This is a genomic window from Streptomyces sp. NPDC051987, assembly GCF_040680735.1.
Lineage (GTDB): Bacteria > Actinomycetota > Actinomycetes > Streptomycetales > Streptomycetaceae > Streptomyces.
This window is the reverse complement of the sequence record NZ_JBFAXI010000004.1, coordinates 171,981-189,339: the sequence shown is the minus strand read 5'-3', so window position 1 is coordinate 189,339 and position 17,359 is coordinate 171,981. Positions and strand designations below refer to the sequence as shown.

17 protein-coding genes, 1 pseudogene and 1 riboswitch are annotated in these 17,359 nt (G+C 72.4%); of the genes and pseudogenes, 7 read left to right on the top strand and 11 right to left on the bottom strand.

The window, feature by feature from the left end:
* Nucleotides 1-67 precede the first annotated feature (67 nt).
* Both AB0M11_RS03850 and AB0M11_RS03845 read left to right on the top strand, forming a co-directional pair.
* Nucleotides 68-757 carry a response regulator transcription factor gene (locus AB0M11_RS03850; protein WP_365700967.1) on the top strand — a complete coding sequence of 230 codons (690 nt, stop codon included), beginning with the start codon at nucleotides 68-70 and terminating at the stop codon, nucleotides 755-757.
* The gene (locus tag AB0M11_RS03845) at nucleotides 754-2,187 is read left to right on the top strand and encodes a HAMP domain-containing sensor histidine kinase (protein ID WP_365700965.1); all 1,434 of its coding nucleotides are present in this window, start codon (nucleotides 754-756) and stop codon (nucleotides 2,185-2,187) included. The genes AB0M11_RS03850 and AB0M11_RS03845 overlap by 4 nt, the downstream gene beginning before the upstream one ends.
* 10 nt (nucleotides 2,188-2,197) lie before the next feature.
* Here the strand turns inward: AB0M11_RS03845 and AB0M11_RS03840 are convergent, their stop codons facing one another.
* The 3 genes and pseudogenes from AB0M11_RS03840 to AB0M11_RS03830 form a co-directional block, all read right to left on the bottom strand.
* Nucleotides 2,198-3,751: an ABC transporter substrate-binding protein gene (locus tag AB0M11_RS03840; RefSeq protein WP_365700963.1), complete on the bottom strand. Its 1,554-nt coding sequence runs from the start codon at nucleotides 3,749-3,751 to the stop codon at nucleotides 2,198-2,200.
* A gap of 210 nt (nucleotides 3,752-3,961) precedes the next feature.
* Nucleotides 3,962-4,132, bottom strand: a pseudogene (locus AB0M11_RS03835) (metallophosphoesterase); the annotation flags it as partial.
* 159 nt (nucleotides 4,133-4,291) lie between these two features.
* The gene (locus AB0M11_RS03830) at nucleotides 4,292-4,531 is read right to left on the bottom strand and encodes an SCO4848 family membrane protein (RefSeq protein ID WP_093508084.1); all 240 of its coding nucleotides are present in this window, start codon (nucleotides 4,529-4,531) and stop codon (nucleotides 4,292-4,294) included.
* 181 nt (nucleotides 4,532-4,712) lie between these two features.
* Here AB0M11_RS03830 and AB0M11_RS03825 point away from each other — a divergent pair, with 181 nt between their 5' ends.
* Nucleotides 4,713-5,975, top strand: a complete 1,263-nt coding sequence (locus tag AB0M11_RS03825; RefSeq protein ID WP_365700961.1) for a D-alanyl-D-alanine carboxypeptidase — start codon at nucleotides 4,713-4,715, stop codon at nucleotides 5,973-5,975.
* Here AB0M11_RS03825 and AB0M11_RS03820 read toward each other — a convergent pair.
* The 4 genes from AB0M11_RS03820 to AB0M11_RS03805 are packed head-to-tail and all read right to left on the bottom strand — an operon-like array spanning nucleotide 5,923 to nucleotide 8,750.
* Complete coding sequence (locus tag AB0M11_RS03820; protein WP_365700959.1) at nucleotides 5,923-6,828, bottom strand: YihY/virulence factor BrkB family protein; 906 nt, start codon at nucleotides 6,826-6,828, stop codon at nucleotides 5,923-5,925. The genes AB0M11_RS03825 and AB0M11_RS03820 overlap by 53 nt on opposite strands.
* Nucleotides 6,816-7,241 carry a GtrA family protein gene (locus AB0M11_RS03815; RefSeq protein WP_365700957.1) on the bottom strand — a complete coding sequence of 142 codons (426 nt, stop codon included), beginning with the start codon at nucleotides 7,239-7,241 and terminating at the stop codon, nucleotides 6,816-6,818. Before AB0M11_RS03815 ends, AB0M11_RS03820 begins: the two co-directional genes overlap by 13 nt.
* Nucleotides 7,238-8,257, bottom strand: a complete 1,020-nt coding sequence (locus AB0M11_RS03810; protein WP_365700955.1) for a decaprenyl-phosphate phosphoribosyltransferase — start codon at nucleotides 8,255-8,257, stop codon at nucleotides 7,238-7,240. The genes AB0M11_RS03815 and AB0M11_RS03810 overlap by 4 nt, the downstream gene beginning before the upstream one ends.
* Nucleotides 8,250-8,750 (bottom strand): phosphatase PAP2 family protein, encoded by a 501-nt coding sequence (locus tag AB0M11_RS03805; protein WP_365700953.1) that lies wholly within the window; start codon nucleotides 8,748-8,750, stop codon nucleotides 8,250-8,252. Before AB0M11_RS03805 ends, AB0M11_RS03810 begins: the two co-directional genes overlap by 8 nt.
* A 151-nt stretch (nucleotides 8,751-8,901) precedes the next feature.
* Here AB0M11_RS03805 and AB0M11_RS03800 point away from each other — a divergent pair, with 151 nt between their 5' ends.
* Nucleotides 8,902-10,293 (top strand): FAD-binding oxidoreductase, encoded by a 1,392-nt coding sequence (locus tag AB0M11_RS03800; RefSeq protein ID WP_365700951.1) that lies wholly within the window; start codon nucleotides 8,902-8,904, stop codon nucleotides 10,291-10,293.
* 15 nt (nucleotides 10,294-10,308) lie between these two features.
* Nucleotides 10,309-11,064 carry a decaprenylphospho-beta-D-erythro-pentofuranosid-2-ulose 2-reductase gene (locus AB0M11_RS03795; RefSeq protein WP_365700949.1) on the top strand — a complete coding sequence of 252 codons (756 nt, stop codon included), beginning with the start codon at nucleotides 10,309-10,311 and terminating at the stop codon, nucleotides 11,062-11,064.
* A 14-nt stretch (nucleotides 11,065-11,078) separates the two neighbouring features.
* Here the strand turns inward: AB0M11_RS03795 and AB0M11_RS03790 are convergent, their stop codons facing one another.
* The 3 genes from AB0M11_RS03790 to AB0M11_RS03780 all read right to left on the bottom strand — a co-directional run bounded on the left by AB0M11_RS03790 (nucleotide 11,079) and on the right by AB0M11_RS03780 (nucleotide 14,411).
* Entirely contained in the window at nucleotides 11,079-11,657 is a 579-nt protein-coding gene (locus tag AB0M11_RS03790) for a 2'-5' RNA ligase family protein (protein ID WP_365700947.1), read from the bottom strand.
* A 142-nt stretch (nucleotides 11,658-11,799) separates the two neighbouring features.
* Entirely contained in the window at nucleotides 11,800-12,813 is a 1,014-nt protein-coding gene (gene trpS / locus AB0M11_RS03785) for a tryptophan--tRNA ligase (RefSeq protein ID WP_365700945.1), read from the bottom strand.
* A gap of 143 nt (nucleotides 12,814-12,956) precedes the next feature.
* Nucleotides 12,957-14,411, bottom strand: coding sequence for a glycine hydroxymethyltransferase (locus AB0M11_RS03780; RefSeq protein WP_365700943.1), 1,455 nt, complete (start codon nucleotides 14,409-14,411; stop codon nucleotides 12,957-12,959).
* A gap of 32 nt (nucleotides 14,412-14,443) precedes the next feature.
* A riboswitch (ZMP/ZTP riboswitch) is annotated at nucleotides 14,444-14,534 on the bottom strand.
* Nucleotides 14,535-14,638: 104 nt separating this feature from the next.
* Between AB0M11_RS03780 and rocD the strand changes: the two genes are divergently transcribed.
* Entirely contained in the window at nucleotides 14,639-15,844 is a 1,206-nt protein-coding gene (rocD, locus tag AB0M11_RS03775) for an ornithine--oxo-acid transaminase (RefSeq protein ID WP_365700941.1), read from the top strand.
* Here the strand turns inward: rocD and AB0M11_RS03770 are convergent.
* Nucleotides 15,841-16,272: a hypothetical protein gene (locus AB0M11_RS03770; protein WP_365700939.1), complete on the bottom strand. Its 432-nt coding sequence runs from the start codon at nucleotides 16,270-16,272 to the stop codon at nucleotides 15,841-15,843. The two genes, rocD and AB0M11_RS03770, sit on opposite strands and share 4 nt — an antisense overlap.
* 172 nt (nucleotides 16,273-16,444) lie before the next feature.
* Here AB0M11_RS03770 and AB0M11_RS03765 point away from each other — a divergent pair, with 172 nt between their 5' ends.
* The gene (locus AB0M11_RS03765) at nucleotides 16,445-17,308 is read left to right on the top strand and encodes a hypothetical protein (RefSeq protein WP_365701006.1); all 864 of its coding nucleotides are present in this window, start codon (nucleotides 16,445-16,447) and stop codon (nucleotides 17,306-17,308) included.
* Nucleotides 17,309-17,359 lie beyond the last annotated feature (51 nt).

Here is a 17,359-nt window from a genome sequence, read left to right as displayed (position 1 = left end):
TGACTCTCAAGGAACTCCAAAGAGCGTTCCGGGCCCCGCTGCCCGCGGGCCGCCCGATACTGGGGGCATGACGACGGCTCCAGGCACCGTGCTGGTGGTGGAGGACGAGCCGAGCATCGCGGACGTCCTCGCCATCGCCCTGCGCTACCACCGCTTCGAGGTGATGATCGCGGGCACCGTCCGCGAGGCCCGCGCGCTCGCCGGGCGCACCCGGCCGGACGTGGCGCTGCTCGACGTCATGCTGCCGGACGGGGACGGGCGGGCCCTCGGGCGGGAACTGCGCGCCGAGCGGCCGGACCTGGCGCTCGTCTTCCTGACCGCACGCGACTCGCCGGCCGAGATCGTCGGCGCGCTCGGCTTCGGCGACGACTACATCACCAAGCCGTTCAACATCGACGAGGTGGTCGCCCGCATCACGGCGGTGCTGCGGCGCACCCGCCCGGCGGACGTGCTGCCGCAGCGGCCGCCCCTGCGCTACGGCGACCTGGAGCTGGACGAGACGACGTACAGCGTCCACCGCGCGGGCCGCAGCGTGGAGCTGACCCCCACCGAGTACGCGCTGCTGCGCTTCCTGGTGCGCAACGGCGGCCGGATCGTGCCCAAGGAGCAACTGCTCAGGCACGTCTGGCAGTACGAGCACATACCGTCCGAGTCGACCGTCGTGGAGACCTACATCAGCTACCTGCGGCGCAAGCTCGACGCCCTGGGAGCCCCGGTGATCACCACCCGGCGGGGCGTCGGGTACGGCCTGACATGAGCCTCGGCAACCGCCGCCGCCGGCACGGGATGCACTCGCTGCGCGGCAAGCTCACCCTGGCCAACGTCGGGCTGCTGGCCGTCGGCATCATGGTGGCGACCGCCGGGAGCATCATGGGCATGCGGCTCTACCTGCTCGACCAGGTGGACTCCGACCTGCTCAAGACGCGCACCTCGCTGGGGAGTTCGGGACTGACCCTGCACCAGGTCGACTCGCTGAGCGCGCTCGGCGTGGTCCGCGAGCGGCTCACCCCCTCCGCGTCCGACCCCACCCCGGACTCGATCTTCGCGGTCATCGACCCCCAGGGCGAGGCGATCCCCGTCCTGGACATGAGACCGACCGACGCCCAGCGCTCGCTCGCGGCCGCCGTCTCCGACCCGCACGCCCTGGCCGCCGCGCCCGACCCGCGCGACCTCGACGTGGGCGGCGCGTCGTACCGGGTGACCGCGACCCGGCTCGCCGACGGCCCCTACATCCTGCTGGCCACCTCGACCGAACTGCTCGACAAGGGGATGGCCAAGGCCCTGAAGCTCGACTTCGCGGTCGGCTCGCTGCTGCTCGCGCTGCTGGGCTGTCTGACCATGTACAGCGTGCGGCAACGGCTGCGGCCGCTGGAGGACATGGTGGAGACCTCGTCGGCGATCGCCGAGGGCGACCTGACCCGGCGGGTTCCCTCCAGCCGGCATCCCACGGAGGAGGTCGAGCAGCTGCGGCTGGCCCTCAACGCCATGCTGCACCAGGTGGAGTCCGCGTACCGGACCCGCGAGCACAGCGCGGCCCAGCTGCGCCGGTTCGTCGCCGACGCCTCGCACGAGCTGCGCACCCCGCTCTCCGCCATCCGCGGCTATCTGCAGCTGTACGACAAGGGGATGCTCAGCGAGCCCGGGGAGCGGCGGCGGGCCTGGGACCGGATGCACGGCGAAGTGGACCGGATGGGCCGCCTGGTGGACGAACTGCTGCTGCTCGCCCGGCTGGACCAGCGGCCGGAGATCCGGTTCCGGAACGTCGACGTGAGCCGGCTGGTGCGGGACGCGGCGGAGGATCTGCGGGCGCAGCAGCCGGGGCGGCCGGTGACCGTGGCGGCCGACGGGGCGGTGCTGGTGCGGGCCGACGAGTCGGGGCTGCGTCAGGTGCTGGGGAACCTGATGGCCAACGTGCGGGTCCACACGCCGTGCGACGCCGCCGTGCGGCTGGGGGTGGAGCGGGCGGACGGAGTGGTGCGGGTGTGCGTGGCCGACGACGGGCCGGGGCTCGGCGAGGAGGACGCGGGGCGGATCTTCGACCGGTTCTTCCGGGTGGGGAGTGCGGAGGGGAGCGGGTTGGGGATGGCGATCGTGCAGGGGGTGGTGGAGGCCCATGGCGGGGAGGTCGGTGTGCGGACGGCGCCTGGCGAGGGGCTGGCGGTGACCGTGACGTTGCGCTCGGCCTGAGTTCCGGGCGTCAGATCCAGTTCAGACTCCACAGGCGGAACACGCCCGTGCTGTCCGTGAGGTACTGGGCGCCGCCCACGTCCTCGCTGCTGAGGACGTAGTCCGTGCGCTGCCACAGCGGGATCAGCGGCACGTCGTCGGCCACGTCCGTCTGGACGGTGCGGAAGTCCTGCTCGGCCTCACCGCGGTCGGCGTACCGCTGGCTGTCCTGGAGGAGCCCGTCGACGGTCCTGTTGCTGTAGCCGGTGCTCATCACGGAGTGGCTGCCGACCAGCGAGGCGCCGAAGGTGTCCGGGTCGGGGTAGTCGGCGACCCAGCCGACCGCCCAGGCGTCCATCTTCCCCTGGGCCCACGACTTCTGGAAGTCGGTCCACTCGTACCCCTTGACGTCGACCTTGAACAGGCCGCCCTTCTCCAGCTGCTTCTTCAGGGCGGCGGCCTCCTCGGCTCCCGCGCCGTGGCCGATGCCGTAGCCGAAGGTGAACTCGACGGGGGTGCTGACGCCGGCCTGTTCCAGGAGCGCCTTGGCCTTGGCGACGCTCTGGGTCGGGTAGGCGTCGAAGAAGGACGTGGTGTGGCCGGTGAGGCCGCTCGGGATCAGCGAGTAGAGGGGCTGCACGGTGCCGTCGTACACGGTCGCGGCCAGGTCCTCGCGGTCGATCAGCCAGGCGAGGGCCCGGCGGACCAGCACGTCCCGCAGGGGCGAGGAGTTGCGGGTGTTCAGGTACAGGTTGCGGGTCTCGGAGCTGTCCGACACCAGGACGCGCTGGTCGGGGTCGCTCGGCGAGAGCTTGGAGACCATGGCGGGCGGCAGCGTCCGGGTCGCCACGTCGACCTGCTTGGCCTTGTACGCGGCGGCGAGCTTGGCCGAGTCGGCGTAGTAGCGCAGCTCCACGGGGCGGCCGGTGCCGCTCAACTCGCCCTTGTAGTGGCTGTTGGGCGCCAGGCTCGCCTGCTTGTCCTTCGTGTACGACGTCAGGGTGTACGGCCCGGTGCCGTCCACCGAGTCGCCGGTGCGCAGGGCGTTCGCCGGGTACTTGTCCTTGTCGACGATCGCGCCGGCGCCGGTGGCCAGCTTGAACGGGAACGTCGCGTCCGGGGACGACAGGTGGAAGGTGACGGTCTTGCCGGAGACGCTCACCGAGCCGAGCGTCGAGAGCAGGGAGGCCGGGCCGACATCCGAGTTGATCTTCTTGACCCGGTCGAAGGAGTACTTCACGTCCTCGGCGGTCAGCGCCCGGCCGCTCGGGAAGGTGATCCCGTCGCGCACCACGCAGCGGTACGTCCGCAGGCCGGCGTCGGTGAAGCCGCAGCTCTTCGCCGCGTCCGGGACCGGCTGGGCACCTCCCGGCGCGAAGGTGAGCAGCGTCTGGAAGACGTTGTTGAACAACGCCCAGGAACCGGCGTCGTAGGCTCCGGCCGGGTCGAGCGAGGTGACGGCGTCGGTCGTGCCGACGGTGATCGTCCTGCTGTTGGTCTGCGACGGCAGCAACTGCCAGCCGCCGATTCCCACGACCGCCAGGACGACGAGTGTCACGAGAATCCGCATGCGAACAGATCGCATGGTTGGTGCCCTCCCCAGGACCCGCACGGGTCCGTTCCAGGCCCTGCTCAGGCCCTCCACAAAACGCCACTCCCCTAAGTGACGCGGCTCACCTAACCACAGGTGTTTCGTGTGGGGGAAGAGTGATCTGACTAGATGGGGAAGAACTTACCGAGGGCTTGTTTCAGCCGGATTTCACGGCTTCCGCCCAGCTCCGGGGGGCCGTTCCGGTCAGGCCTGCCGCGACGCGAGTTCGATGACCGTGATGTCGGACGGGGCGCCCACCCGGGTGGGCGGACCCCAGGCGCCGGCGCCCCGGGAGACGTACAGCTGGGTGTCCCCGTAGCGGTCCAGGCCGGCCACGGTCGGGTTGGCGGCAGCGGCGACGAGGTTGCCCGGCCAGGCGAGGGTGCGCTGGAGGAGGAAGGGGGCGTGGCCGACCTCGGCGAAGAGAGCCGCGAACATCACCGCGGGGCCCGCGACGAAGAGGACCGTGCCCAGGCGGCGGGCCCGGCCCGGCCCCGCCGTCGCGTCCCGTACCAGGCGGCGCCACAGGTACCCCTATGACGTGCGGCGCAGTGCGCGCACGCCGCGCAACCCGATGACCCCGATGACCGTCCCCAATACGAAGGACACGACGGCCAGCGTCAGGTGGATCCAGAAGTACGCCGTGGGATGCCCGTTGTCGAAGGCGAGCCCGCTGCCGTCCTTGACGAGGTTTTTGACGAAAGTGATCCAGATGAACCAGCTCCACACCCCGAACGCGAGCAGGAACCAGGAGACCGGACGGCTGAGTTTCACGCTGGCAGACCTTTCGTCACCGCGCCGGGTACCCGCGGCCCACCGCATCGGCCGGGGTCCGGGGGTCGGCCCCCGGGTGAGCGCGGCATGGACTCAGTATCGCCGTTCGCTGTCCGGTTTCCGATTCCGGGGTGGGGCGGGTGACGGGACTTCGACCTCCCCGGCGGGTACGTTCTCGTCCGTGCCCGCACCGAAGCCGATGACCAGCCGCGCTCTGCTGGTCGCCTCCGCCACCCTGTTGTCCCTGTCGCTCACCGCGCCGGCCGCGCTCGCCGCGCCGACCCCTCCCGCGACCGCGTCGGCCACTCCCCCGGCGGCCATGTCGACGGTGGGCGGCACCCGGCTGGGACAGCCCGGTACCCAGGTGAACCCGGCCGCCGGGGTGCCGGCGCTGCCGAAGGACCTCACGGGGCGCTCCTGGATCGTCTCCGACGCCGAGTCGGGCGAGGTGCTCGCCGCGCACAACGCGCACTGGCGGCTGCCCCCGGCGAGCACCCTGAAGATGCTGTTCGCCGACACCGTGCTGCCCCGGTTCCCGAAGTCGACCCCGCACACGGTGGTGCCGGCCGACCTCGCGGGCATCGGCGCCGGTTCCAGCCTGGTCGGGATAAAGGAGGGCCAGACCTACACGGTCCGCGACCTCTGGCTCGGGGTGTTCCTGCGCTCCGGCAACGACGCCGTGCACGTGCTGGCCGCGATGAACGGCGGGGTCGAGCAGACGGTCCGGGACATGCAGGACCACGCGGACGAACTGCAGGCGCTGGACACCCACGTGGTGAGCCCGGACGGGTACGACCAGCCGGGGCAGGTGTCGTCGGCGTACGACCTGTCGCTGTTCGCGCGGTCCGGGCTGCAGAAGAAGGACTTCCGGGAGTACTGCTCGACCGTGCGGGCCAGTTTCCCGGGCGACACGACGAAGAAGGCGAAGGGCAAGGCGGTCCGCGGGTCCTTCGAGATCCAGAACACCAACCGGCTGCTGAGCGGTGACGTCGACGTGCCGGTGTACCAGGGCATCGCGGGGGTGAAGAACGGCAACACCACCAACGCGGGCGCCACCTTCACCGGGGTCGCCGAGCGGAACGGCCGGGTGCTGCTGGTCACCGTGATGAACCCGGAGAAGAAGGAGCACAACGAGGTCTACAAGGAGACCGCCAAGCTGTTCGACTGGGGTTTCCAGGCGGCCGGCAAGGTGACTCCGGTGGGTGAGCTGGTGCCGCCCAGGGATGCGGTGACCTCCGGTGCCACGCCGCGGGCCACCGCCGTCGGCAGGGACACCGGCGCGAGGGCCAGGCCGGTGGCCGCGGCCTCCGCCGGCCGCTCCGGCGGCATCGGGGTGGCGCTGGGTGTCGCGGGCGGGGCGCTGGTGATGCTGGTGGGCGCGGCGTTCCTGGTCAACCGCCGTTGGCCACTGCCGGATCTGGTGCGCCGGCGGAGTCGTCCGTGAACTCGGACGTGCTCTCCTCCGCCGTCCAGGCGGCGCAGAAGAGGACTATCTTGGCCGTGAAGTTGATCCACAGCAGCAGGGCCACCGGGACGCCGAACGCGCCGTACATGCTCTTCCCGGCGACGCCCTGGATGTAGCCGCTGAGCAGCAGTTTCAGCAGTTCGAAGCCGACCGCGCCGATCAGGGCCGCGACCAGCAGGCGGCGGCGCGGCGGCTCGACGCCGGGCAGCAGGGTGAGGACGTAGAGCAGGAGCAGGAAGTCGGCGGTCACGGCGACGAGGAACGCGGCGGTGCGCAGCAGGAGGCTGCCCCAGCTGTGTTCGGCGATGCCGAGCTGGCGGCCCGTCCAGCCGACCGCCGCCGAGGCGATGGTGGACACGGCGATCGTGACCAGCACCGCACCGCCGAAGCCGATCAGGATCACGCCGTCCTTGGCCTTGGCGAGGATCGGGTTCTCGTCCTTGTCGGGCAGCTGCCACACCGCGCGCAGGCAGTCCCGCATCTGGCCGACCCAGTTGATGCCGGTGAACAGCAGGACGGCACCGGCGATGAGACCGATCGTGCCGGCGTTCTGGACCAGGGCGTGGATGTCCAGCTGGTCGGAGATGCCGGGCACCTGGTCGGCGATCTTGTTCTGGATGTCCTTCTGCTGCGACTCGCTCAGCGTGGCGGCGCTGATCGCGGCGCCCACGGTCAGCAGCGGGAAGAGCGAGACGAAGCTGATGAACGTCATGGCGGCGGCCAGCCGGGACCACTTCACCCGGTCGAGCCGCTCGTACGACCGCCACGCGTGCGTCGTCATGAGCCGGCCCACCAGGGGGCCGACGACGGGGAGTTTTCTCAGCCAGTCCATGATCCGACTCTGCCCCCTCCGCGGAACACCAATGTCCGGGTACCCCAGAAGCGCAGGATCGTGGCAAGGGCCATGCCGACGACCGCGCCGGAGACGGTGTCGGCGCGCTGCGAGGTGAGCCCCAGTCCGTAGTGGCTGACGGCGAGGCAGACCAGCTGGACCAGGGCGCCGGCGAGGTTCACGGCGACGAAGACGGCATAGGGGCGGATCCCGGTCGCGCGGGTGTGGCGGTAGGTGCCGCGGGCGTTGCCGAGGTAGGCGACCGTGCAGCCGGCCACGAAGGACAGGGACTTGGCGGTGAGCGGGTCGAGGGCGGCCGGGCCGCGCAGGCAGCTGAAGAGGGTGAGGTCGACGGCGTAGGCGAGCAGACCGACGGCGGCGAATCCGATCAGCTCGCGCCGGTCCGTGCTCACCAGTGGGCCACCGCGAGGCCGTACATCGCCGCCCAGACCAGGCCGATCAGGGCGAGCGCGCGGTCGCGCAGGACGACTTCCTCGGGTTCGCCCGCGGTGCCGCGGTCGGCGAAGACGGCGTACCGCAGGATCGCCAGGATGAAGGCGACCATGGACAGCTGGCGCCACGGCAGCAGGCCGGCCGCGGGACCTTCGTGGCCCTCCAGGGCCCACAGGCAGTAGGCGAGGACGGCGACCCCGGCGGCCAGCTGCCAGACGAAGCGGAGGTAGCCGGTGGTGTACTCGGTGAGCAGCGCGCGGGTGGCGCCGGCCTTCCCGGCCATCTGCACGGCCTCGGAGTAGCGCTTGGCCGACACCATGAAGAGCGCGCCGAAGCCGGTGGTGATCAGGAACCAGCGGGACAGCGGGATGCCGAGGGCGACCCCGCCGATCACCGCCCGCATCAGGAAGCCGGTGGTGACGACGACGAGGTCGACGACCAGGACGTGCTTCAGCACGACGCAGTACGCCAGTTGCATGCCCAGGTAGGCGATCAGCAGGGCCGGGACGAGAGGCGGGGTCAGGCGGGCGGCGAGCAGGGGGCCCAGGACGGCCAGGAGGCCGCCCACGGCGTAGGCGACGGGCACCGGCAGCTGCCCGGCGGCGACCGGGCGGCGGCACTTGGTGGGGTGGGCGCGGTCGGCCTCGGCGTCCCGGGCGTCGTTGATCAGGTAGACGGCGGCGGCGCAGGCCGTGAAGAGGGCGAAGACCAAGGCCAGGCGGAGCAGCGCGGGCCCCTCGAAGAGCCGGCCGGCGGCGGCCGGGGCGGCGACGACGAGGGTGTTCTTGACCCACTGCTTGGGACGGGCGGTCCGCAGCAGGCCGTGGAGCACGCCGGGGAGGGTGACGGCGGCCCGGGAGCCGGCAGACGGCCGGGCGGCGCGGGCCCGCTGCCCGTGCAGAGTCGTTTCGCAGGCCCCGTCCGGCCGCCTCGCCTCGGCAGCCCCCCGCGCGGCGGCGTGCGCGGTCTCAGTCATGCCCGGCTCCGCTCATCCAGCGCGCCCCGGCGCGGGCCGTGAGCGCCCCGAGGGCCGCGCCTGCCGCCACGTCCGTCGGGAAGTGCACGCCGACGACCAGCCGGGACAGGCACATGGCCGCCGCGAGGGGTGTGAGCGCGGGCACCCCGAGGGTCCCGAAGGCGACGGCGGCGGCCGTGGCGGAGGTGGCGTGCGAGCTGGGGAAGGAGTGCCCGCCCGCGGTGCGCATCCGGGGCCGGACATGCGCGGGGCGCGCCCGGCGTACGACCCGCTTGACGGCCATGCTGCCGAGGTGCGCGCCCGCGACCAGCGCCGTGCCGCGCAACCAGGCGCCGCGTCGCGCGCCGTCCACGGCCGCCCCGGCGAGGCCCGCCGCGAGCCAGAGCGCGCCGTGCTCACCGGCGAGGGAGAGACCGCGCGCGGCCGACGCGACGCGTGGATCGGCGCCACAGGCGTGCAGCGCGGAGAGGATCCGGTGGTCCATGTCGTCCATTGGACTCACTGTTCACCTTCACCCCGCCAAAGCTACGACCATATGGGGCGACATTCCGATAATCACCCGTTTCGAGGAGTCGGGTGATCTTCCCTCGTTCATCCCGGCACAGCCGACATATCCCCCATACCGTAGCGATACGGTCGGCCCCATGCCTGGAAAGCCCGAAGGGCGCGCAGTTCCCACCGTGCCCGAGACCACCGTCCCGGTCACCGGCTGGGGCCGCACCGCCCCCACCGCCGCCCGCCTGATCCGCCCCCGGACCTACCAGGAGGCGGCGAACGCGGTCCGCGACTGCGGGGCACGCGGTGGTATCGCCCGGGGTCTGGGCCGGGCCTACGGCGACGCGGCGCAGAACGCCGGCGGCGCCGTGCTCGACATGACGGGCCTGGACCACATCCACGCCATCGACGCCGACGGCGGCACCGTCCTGTGCGACGCCGGGGTCTCGTTGCACCGTCTGATGGAGGTGCTGCTGCCGCTCGGCTGGTTCGTCCCGGTGACCCCGGGGACCCGCCAGGTGACGGTGGGCGGCGCGATCGGCGCCGACATCCACGGCAAGAACCACCATGTCTCGGGATCGTTCTCCCGTCACGTGCTGTCCTTCGAACTCCTCACCGCCGACGGCCAGGTCCGCACGGTGAGCCGCGGCACCCCGCTGTTCGACGCGACGGCCGGCGGCATGGGTCTGACCGGGGTGATCCTCACGGCGACCGTCCGCCTCCTCCCCGTCGAGACGTCGTACATGTCCGTCGACACCGAACGCGCCACCGACCTCGACGACCTGATGGCCCGGCTGACCGCCACCGACCACCGCTACCGCTACTCGGTCGCCTGGATCGACCTGCTCGCGCGCGGGGCGGCGACCGGGCGCGCGGTGCTCACCCGCGGCGACCACGCGCCCCGGGAGTCGCTCGGCGAGCACTCCCGCGCCGGACGCGCCCCGCTGGCCTTCCGCCCGCGCGAGCTCCCGGCCGCCCCCGCCCACCTCCCCGGCGGCCTGCTGGGCCGCACCACCGTCGGCCTCTTCAACGAGCTCTGGTACCGCAAGGCGCCGCGCTCGCGCGTCGGCCAACTCCAGCGCGTCTCGGCCTTCTTCCACCCCCTGGACGGCGTCCCGCACTGGAACCGCGTCTACGGCCGGGCGGGCTTCGTCCAGTACCAGTTCGTCGTCGGCCACGGCCAGGAGGCCGCCCTGCGCCGGATCGTGGCCCGGATCTCCGAGCGCCGCTGCCCGTCCTTCCTGGCCGTCCTCAAACGCTTCGGCGACGCCGACCCCGGCTGGCTCTCCTTCCCCGTGCCCGGCTGGACCCTAGCCCTGGACATCCCGGCCGGCCTTCCCGGCCTTGGCGCCTTCCTCGACGAACTGGACGAGGAGGTCGCGGGCGCCGGCGGCCGCGTCTACCTCGCCAAGGACGCCCGGCTGCGCCCCGAACTGCTCACCGCCATGTACCCCCGCCTCGACGAATTCCGGTCCCTGCGGGCCGACTTGGACCCGCGCGGCGTGTTCGTCTCCGACCTGTCCCGCCGTCTCGGCCTCTAGCCCTCAGGAGCAGCAGTGAAGGACGCCTTCGGAATGCCCCAGTCCCTGCTCGTCCTCGGCGGCACGTCGGAGATCGCGCTGGCCACCGCGCGCCGGCTGATCGCCCGCCGCACCCGCACGGTCTGGCTGGCCGGCCGCCCCTCGCCGGCGCTGGACCGGGCCGCCGAGCAGCTGCGCGCTCTCGGCCCCGACGTCCACACCGTCCCCTTCGACGCCCTCGACCCCGAGTCCCACGAGACGGCCCTCGGCAAGGTCTTCGCCGACGGCGACGTCGACCTGGTCCTGCTCGCCTTCGGCATCCTCGGCGACCAGGCGACGGACGAACGGGAGCCGGTGAACGCCGTGCGCGTCGCCCAGACCAACTACACCGGCGCCGTCTCGGCGGCCCTGGTCAGCGCGCGGGCCCTGCAGGCCCAGGGCCACGGTTCGCTGGTCGTCCTGTCGTCCGTCGCCGGGGAACGGGCCCGCCGCTCCAACTTCATCTACGGCTCCAGCAAGGCGGGCCTGGACGCGTTCACGCAGGGGCTGGGCGACGCCCTGCACGGCACGGGCGTGCACGTGATGGTCGTACGACCGGGGTTCGTGCGGACGAAGATGACGAGGGGCCTTGAGGAAGCCCCGCTCGCCACCACCCCGGAGGCGGTGGCCACGGCCATCGAGCTGGGCCTGCGGCGACGGTCGGAGGTGGTGTGGGTCCCAGGCGTGCTGAGGCTGGTGATGTCGGGGCTCAGGCACGCGCCGCGCTCGGTGTTCCGGAGGCTGCCGATCTGATGCCGGCCCGCAGGCTACCGGCTCACGATGCTCCCCCGCTCCGCATGCCCCACCTGAGGAGGCACGACAGAGCTCCCGAAGGCGTAGTCACGCAGCCTTCGCCACACCCCGTCCGCCCCCTGCTCGTACAACGCGAACCCCATGCAGGGCCACTCCGCCTCGAAGTCCGCGAGTTCGGCGAACGCCCGGTCCATCGCGGCCTCGTCGATCCCGTGCGCGACCGTCACGTGCGGGTGGTACGGGAACTGCAGCTCACGGTCGAGCGGCCCGGACGCGTCCCGGACCCGCTGCTGCAGCCAGGCGCAGTCGTCCGCGCCCTGGACCACCCGGACGTACACCACCGGCGACAGCGGCCGGAACGTGCCGGTCCCGCACAGCCGCATCGGGAACGGCCGCCCCGTCGCGGCGACCTCGCTCAGGTGGGCTTCCACGGCGGCCAGCGCCCCCTCGGCGACCTCCGTCGGCGGCAACAGCGTGACGTGCGTGGGGATGCCGTGGGCCGCGGCGTCGCCGAAGCCCGCGCGCCGCTCCTGGAGCAGGCTGCCGTGAGGCTCCGGGACCGCGATCGACACGCCGATCGTTACGGTCCCCACGTCATCTCCCGTCGGTCGTGGTGGGCGGAGGCATGTCGGGTTCGTACCCGGCCGTCCGTCTATCGACTGTACGGCCACGGCCGCCTTCCGGGCAGCCGTGGCCGAAGTGATGTGCAGCGCTTCGCTTCGCCGCGTGCCCGACTCAGTGCTTGGCGGGCAGGAAACCGACCCGGTCGTAGGCCTGCGCCAGCGTCTCGGCGGCGACGGAGCGCGCCTTCTCCGCGCCCTTGGCCAGGATCGAGTCGAGGGTCTCCGAGTCGTCCAGGTACTGCTGGGTGCGCTCGCGGAACGGGGTGACGAAGTCGACCATGATCTCGGCGAGGTCCGTCTTGAGCGCGCCGTACATCTTGCCCTCGTACTCCTGCTCCAGCTCGGCGATCGACTTGCCGGTGAGCGTGGAGTGGATGGTGAGCAGGTTGGAGACGCCCGGCTTGTGCTCGGCGTCGTAGCGGATCACGGTGTCCGTGTCGGTGACCGCGCTCTTGACCTTCTTCGCGGTCGCCTTCGGGTCGTCCAGGAGGTTGATGAGACCCTTCGGCGTGGACGCCGACTTGCTCATCTTGATCGCCGGGTCCTGGAGGTCGAAGATCTTCGCCGTCTCCTTCAGGATGTACGGCTTCGGGACGGTGAAGGTCTGCCCGAACCGGCCGTTGAAGCGCTCGGCGAGGTCACGGGTGAGCTCGACGTGCTGGCGCTGGTCCTCGCCGACCGGCACCTCGTTGGCCTGGTAGAGCAGGATGTCGGCGACCTGGAGGATGGGGTACGTGAAGAGGCCGACGCTCGCGCGGTCCGTGCCCTGCTTGGCGGCCTTGTCCTTGAACTGGGTCATCCGGCTGGCCTCGCCGAAGCCGGTGAGGCAGTTCATGACCCAGGCGAGCTGGGCGTGCTCGGGGACGTGGCTCTGCACGAACAGGGTGCAGCGGTCGGGGTCCAGACCGGCCGCGAGCAGCTGGGCGGTGGCGAGCCGGGTGTTGGCGCGCAGGTCGGCGGGGTCCTGCGGGACCGTGATCGCGTGCAGGTCGACGACCATGTAGAAGGCGTCGTGGGACTCCTGGAGGGCCACCCACTGGCGGACGGCGCCGAGGTAGTTGCCGAGGTGGAACGAGCCGGCGGTGGGCTGGATGCCGGAGAGCACGCGGGGTCGGTCAGAAGCCATGCTCACCATTCTCTCAGAGGGGAGGGGTGGGATTCGCCCCTGAGGGGTGGGGGGTTTCGGGGCGCGGGGGACTGCGGGCCCGGTGGGGGCTTGTCGCGCAGTTCCCCGCGCCCCTTCGGGGCGGTGCCCCTGAAGGACGCCGGTCAGCCGAGGTCGATCTCCGGGTAGAGCGGGAAGCCCGCGACCAGGTCCGTCGCGCGCTGGGCGATCTCCGTGGACACCTTCTCGTCGAGGACGTGGCTCGCCTTGCTCGGCGCGCCCGACTTCGTCGTGCCCGGTTCGGTCGTCGTCAGGACGCGGTCGATCAGGCCCGCGACCTCGTCCATCTCGGCCGTGCCGAGGCCGCGGGTGGTGAGCGCCGGGGTGCCGATGCGGATGCCGGAGGTGTACCAGGCGCCGTTCGGGTCGGCGGGGATCGCGTTGCGGTTGGTCACGATGCCGGAGTCGAGGAGGGCGGACTCGGCCTGGCGGCCGGTGAGGCCGTAGGACGTCTCGACGTCGATCAGGTTGAGGTGGTTGTCGGTGCCGCCGGTGACCAGGGTGGCGCCCCGGCGCATCAGGCCCTCGGCCAGCGCGCGCGAGTTGTCCACGATCCGCTGCGCGTAGTCCTGGAAGGCGGGCTGCCGGGCCTCGGCGAGGGCGACGGCCTTGGCGGCCATGACGTGCGGGAGGGGGCCGCCGAGGACCATCGGGCAGCCGCGGTCGACCTGGTCCTTGAGGGAGTCGTCGCACAGGACCATGCCGCCGCGCGGGCCGCGCAGGGACTTGTGGGTGGTCGTGGTGACGATCTGGGCGTGCGGGACCGGGTCGAAGTCGCCGGTCAGGACCTTGCCGGCGACCAGGCCCGCGAAGTGCGCCATGTCGACCATCAGCGTGGCGCCGACCTCGTCGGCGATCTCCCGCATGATCCGGAAGTTCACCAGCCGGGGGTACGCGGAGTACCCCGCGACGATGATCAGCGGCTTGAAGTCACGGGCCTGGGCGCGCAGCGCGTCGTAGTCGATCAGGCCGGTGGCCGGGTCGGTGCCGTAGGAGCGCTGGTCGAACATCTTGCCGGAGATGTTGGGGCGGAAGCCGTGGGTGAGGTGGCCGCCGGCGTCCAGGGACATGCCGAGCATCCGCTGGTTGCCGAAGGCCTGCCGCAGCTCGGCCCAGTCGGCCTCGGTCAGGTCGTTGACCTGGCGGGCGCCGGTCTTCTGGAGGAAGGGGACCTCGACCCGGTCGGCGAGGACGGCCCAGAAGGCGACCAGGTTGGCGTCGATGCCGGAGTGCGGCTGGACGTAGGCGTGGCGGGCGCCGAACAGCTCGCGGGCGTGCTCGGCGGCGAGCGCCTCGACGGTGTCGACGTTGCGGCAGCCGGCGTAGAAGCGGCGGCCCACGGTGCCCTCGGCGTACTTGTCGCTGAACCAGTTGCCCATCGCCAGCAGGGTCGCCGGGGAGGCGTAGTTCTCCGAGGCGATCAGCTTGAGCATCTCGCGCTGGTCGGCGACCTCCTGGCCGATGGCGTCGGCGACCCGCGGCTCGACCGCGCGGATCACGTCGAGGGCGGCACGGTAGGCGGTGGACTCGGTGGACAGGGGCGCGGACGTGTCAGTCATTCGGGACCTCCGGACATGGCGTTCGGCATTCACGGTTCGGCCCAGGCGCACGGCACTCGGTCACAACGCGGGCCGCTCCCCGATGGTCGGTCCCATCCCAGCGCGCCAGTCACGGCCCGCAGGTCACATTACCGGGCACGCCGGGCCGGAGGGCCGTGGCGTCCACCAGTCGGGCACGGGCAGAGGGTAGGAAAGGGGGCAATCCAGCCGCGTCCCCCGGAGCCGTCGTGACCAGTACGGAAACCCTCATCGCCGCCGCCGACGCGCACAGCGCGCACACCTACGACCCGCTGCCGGTGGTGATCGCGACGGCCGAGGGCGCCTGGATGACGGACGTCGAGGGGCGCCGGTACCTGGACTTCCTGGCCGGTTACTCGGCGCTGAACTTCGGGCACGGCCACCCGCGGCTGGTCGCGGCGGCGAGGGCGCAGCTGGAGCGGGTGACGCTGACGTCGAGGGCGTTCCACCACGACCGGTTCGCCGCGTTCTGCACGCAGCTGGCCGAGCTGTGCGGGATGGAGATGGTGCTGCCGATGAACACGGGGGCGGAGGCCGTGGAGACGGCGGTGAAGACCGCCCGGAAGTGGGGGTACCGGGTCAAGGGCGTGCCGGCCGGGATGGCCAAGGTGGTGGTCGCGGGCGGCAACTTCCACGGCCGCACGACGACCGTGATCAGCTTCTCGACCGATCCGGAGGCGCGGGCGGACTTCGGGCCGTACACGCCCGGCTTCGAGATCGTGCCGTACGGCGACCTGACGGCGATGCGGGCCGCGGTCACCGAGAACACGGTCGCGGTGCTGCTGGAGCCGATCCAGGGCGAGTCGGGGGTCGTCGTACCGCCGGCCGGCTACCTGGCGGGGGTGCGGGAGCTGACCCGCGAGCGGGACGTGCTGTTCGTCGCCGACGAGATCCAGTCGGGGCTGGGCCGGACCGGGCGCACCTTCGCGTGCGAGCACGAGGGGGTCGTACCGGATGTGTACGTCCTCGGGAAGGCGCTGGGGGGCGGGGTGCTGCCGGTGTCGGCGGTGGTGGCGGACGCCGAGGTGCTGGGGGTGTTCCGGCCCGGCGAGCACGGGTCCACCTTCGGCGGGAATCCGCTGGCCTGCGCGGTGGCCCTGGAGGTGATCGCGATGCTGCGGACCGGGGAGTTCCAGGAGCGGGCGGCCGAGCTGGGGGAACTCCTGCACCGGCGGCTGGCGGAGATGACCGGGAGCGGGCGGGTGACGGCCGTACGGGGGCGGGGGCTGTGGGCGGGGGTGGACGTGGATCCCGCGGTGGGGTCGGGGCGGGCGGTGGCCGAGCGGCTGCTGGAGCGGGGCGTCCTGGTGAAGGAGGCGCACGGGGTGACGGTGCGGGTGGCTCCGCCGCTGGTGGTGGAGGAGGACGACCTGGAGTGGGGGGTCGAGCAGGTGTGGGGGGTGCTGAGCGCCTAGCGGGCCGCCCCGGAGGACGGTGGGGACTGCCCGGAGGGACCCGGCAGGGGGCCGTCGGCCGGCCGTCGCCGCGCCCTGAGGAACAGCACGGGTCCGGCGCCGAGGAAGAGCAGGCCGGCGGCCAGCAGGAGCCGGGGGTCGAGCAGGCCGTCGGTGCAGCTGCTGCCGGCGGCCGAGGTGGTGCAGTAGCTGCCGGGGCCGTGCCGGTTGAGGTAGGCGAGCAGGAACAGGGGCGGGCTCACCCCGGAGAGCAGGCCGGGCAGGCCCTGTCGCGTGTCCCGGCGCGTGGCCAGCACGGCGGTTCCGGCCACGGCGACCGGCAGGAGGAGGATCCCGACGGACAGGGCGGCGAGGAGGGCGAGCAGACCGCAGGCTCCGGTCAGGAGCCAGCCGGTGAAGAGCAGCCAGGCGCGTCCGTTGCCGGTCATCCTCCCAGCTTGCCATGCCGCACTGTCATGCACAGGTGAGAAAACGCCGTGAAGTCGTCGGCCGCGGTGCGCGGGGAGGGAGCGGCCCCGGGGCCGACCCGGACCCGCTCTGCCGCCTCCTGCCCGATCACCGCACGCTCCGCTCCCCTACAGTCCCCCTGTGCTCTTCGGAATGGTGTGCGCCCTCGCGGCGGCGATCTGCTTCGGTACGGCGACGGTCCTGCAGGCGGTGGCCGCGCGGGCGGCCGGTGACGGCGCCGGCGGGGAGGCCGCGCTGCTGCTGCGGGCCGCGCGGCAGTGGCGGTACGTCGTCGGGCTCGGACTGGACGGCCTCGGGTTCGTGTTCCAGATCCTCGCGCTGCGGTCGCTGCCCATCTACGCGGTCAGCGCGGCCCTGGCCTCCTCGCTCGCGGTGACCGCGGTGGTCGCGGCGCGGCTGCTGCGGGTACGGCTGAGCGGGGTGGAGTGGGCCGCGGTGGGCGTGGTGTGCGCGGGGCTCGCGATGCTGGGGCTGGCGTCGGGCCCCGAGGGGGACAGGGCCGGGTCGACGACCTTGAAGTGGGTGATGCTGGGGACGGCCGTGGGCGTACTGCTGCTCGGCCTGGCCGGCGGGCGGCTCAGCGGGCGCGGACGGGCCCTGGTGCTGGGCCTCGGGGCCGGATTCGGGTTCGGCGTGGTGGAGGTGTCGGTGCGGCTGATCGACACGCTGCGGCTGCCGGACCTCCTCACCAATGCCGCGACGTACGCACTCCTCGTCGGCGGCGGCGCCGCCTTCATGCTGCTGACCTCGGCCCTGCAGCGCGGCTCCGTGACCACGGCGACGGCCGGCATGGTCGTCGGCGAGACGATCGGCCCGGCCGCGGTGGGCGTGTTGTGGCTCGGGGACCGCACCCGGGAGGGGCTGGCCTGGCTCGCGGTGCTCGGGTTCGCGGTGGCCGTGGCGGGAGCTCTGGCACTGGCCCGGTTCGGGGAGGCACCCGGCGCCGAGGACACCGGCGCCGGAACGGAGGAGCCGGTCATGCCATCGCAGCCGTGATCCCGTCCCACAGCCGTGACCTCACCTCCGGGCGACGTCGGTCGCCGGCCG

Coding starts and splice junctions, on each gene's coding strand:
- AB0M11_RS03840 (WP_365700963.1), bottom strand. CDS start 3,751: ATGCGATCTGTTCGCATGCGGATTCTCGTGACACTCGTCGTCCTGGCG.
- AB0M11_RS03805 (WP_365700953.1), bottom strand. CDS start 8,750: ATGGACGACATGGACCACCGGATCCTCTCCGCGCTGCACGCCTGTGGC.
- trpS (WP_365700945.1), bottom strand. CDS start 12,813: ATGGCTTCTGACCGACCCCGCGTGCTCTCCGGCATCCAGCCCACCGCC.
- AB0M11_RS03770 (WP_365700939.1), bottom strand. CDS start 16,272: ATGACCGGCAACGGACGCGCCTGGCTGCTCTTCACCGGCTGGCTCCTG.
- AB0M11_RS03780 (WP_365700943.1), bottom strand. CDS start 14,411: ATGACTGACACGTCCGCGCCCCTGTCCACCGAGTCCACCGCCTACCGT.
- AB0M11_RS03810 (WP_365700955.1), bottom strand. CDS start 8,257: ATGACTGAGACCGCGCACGCCGCCGCGCGGGGGGCTGCCGAGGCGAGG.
- AB0M11_RS03765 (WP_365701006.1), top strand. CDS start 16,445: ATGGTGTGCGCCCTCGCGGCGGCGATCTGCTTCGGTACGGCGACGGTC.
- AB0M11_RS03800 (WP_365700951.1), top strand. CDS start 8,902: ATGCCTGGAAAGCCCGAAGGGCGCGCAGTTCCCACCGTGCCCGAGACC.
- AB0M11_RS03820 (WP_365700959.1), bottom strand. CDS start 6,828: ATGGACTGGCTGAGAAAACTCCCCGTCGTCGGCCCCCTGGTGGGCCGG.
- AB0M11_RS03850 (WP_365700967.1), top strand. CDS start 68: ATGACGACGGCTCCAGGCACCGTGCTGGTGGTGGAGGACGAGCCGAGC.
- AB0M11_RS03845 (WP_365700965.1), top strand. CDS start 754: ATGAGCCTCGGCAACCGCCGCCGCCGGCACGGGATGCACTCGCTGCGC.